Annotated in this window: 1 protein-coding gene and 1 pseudogene; both read right to left on the bottom strand. The window is 66.0% G+C overall.

Annotation, left to right across the window (positions count from 1 at the left end; translation table 11 throughout):
- The coding region (locus tag FJ980_RS32260) for an SDR family oxidoreductase (RefSeq protein WP_140547523.1) at positions 1–604 on the bottom strand (604 nt) is incomplete at its 3' end.
- Between the two features lie 468 nt (positions 605–1072).
- Positions 1073–1298, bottom strand: a pseudogene (locus FJ980_RS32255) (TetR/AcrR family transcriptional regulator); the annotation flags it as partial.

The following is a 1298-nucleotide window of genomic DNA, read 5'->3' as shown; positions in this document are numbered from 1 at the left end:
CCTTCGCGGTGGCCTTCATCCAGTCGCCAAGAATCTCGGAGTCGGTCGGCCCCGGCAGGACAGCGTTGACCGTGACGCCGGTGCCACCGACAAGTTCGGCCAGCCCGCGCGACACGGCCAGCAACGCGGTCTTGGTCATGCCGTAGTCGATCATCTCCTTGGGGATGGCGAGCGCGGACTCGCTGCTGATGAAGACGACCCGTCCCCACCCGCGCTCGACCATACCCGGCATATAGTGGCGCGCGGCGCGCACGCCGCTCATCACGTTGAGCTGGAAGAGGTCGAGCCATGCGGCGTCGTCCTGCTCGAAGAAGCCATTGGGACGCGCAGTGCCAACATTGTTGACGAGGATGTCGGCATCCGGCGCCTGCGCCGCGAGCGCCGCCGAGCCCTCGGCCGTCGCGAGATCGGCGGCAATGCCGGTGAGGTCGGCGTCAGGCAGCAGCGCGCGCAGTTCCCGGAGCGTCGCGGCGACCCGCTCTTCCGTACGTCCATTGACGACGACGGCGGAGCCTGCGCGCGCGAGCCCTTCGGCGATCGCGCGGCCGATGCCGGCGGTCGATCCGGTGACGATGGCCTTGCGGCCCTTGAGTTCGATGTTCATGCCCTTGATCTCCGATTATAGGCGGCCGGACGACCGGACGGATGGCCCGGAGGTCAGCTGATGCCGCTCAGCTAGATAAGCCGCGCGGGCGCGCGCAGCGTTCCGAATGCTAGTGCCGAAGGACGCCGAGCCCGGGCTCTTGCCACGGACACCGCCATTTCCTGGTGGGCGAACATACGGGCCAGCGCCTGGCCAACAGCCCCAAATCTATGATCGAATAGCTCATCGCAATTCTCCTTCGGGGGGCGGACGCATCGCCGCTGCCTCACGCCAAGAGGTAGGCGTGCCCAAGCGCGCCATGCAGTCGGAAGATACGCATTACGGTGGTGCGAAATTGCACCGGAGGCTTCACCTGACGACGCGAACTTCTCCATGATCGACTGGGACGGTATCCGTTACTTCCTCGCAGTCGCGCGACGGTTCGGTCCGAGCGGCGAGCAATGGATCAGGCGCCGCTGCCCGCATGGTTCAGATGGCGACTGTTTCGCGAACCTGATCGGCCGCCGCGTCCAGAAAAGCCTGGGCGAGGTCCGGGTCGTTGACCACCCGCGAGAGCATGACCGCGCCGACCATTGTCGAGAGAACGGCCATTGCCTTGTCGCCGGCCTTTTCGCTGTCGTGCTCGCCAACCCAACTGCCGAGCATCTCGAGGTACTCCTTGATGCCGGCCTCGAATGAGGCCTTCACCTCGGCG

Origin of the sequence: Mesorhizobium sp. B1-1-5 (assembly GCF_006443065.1) — a bacterium.
Lineage (GTDB): Bacteria > Pseudomonadota > Alphaproteobacteria > Rhizobiales > Rhizobiaceae > Mesorhizobium.
This window is presented reverse-complemented; position numbering and strand designations above follow the sequence as displayed.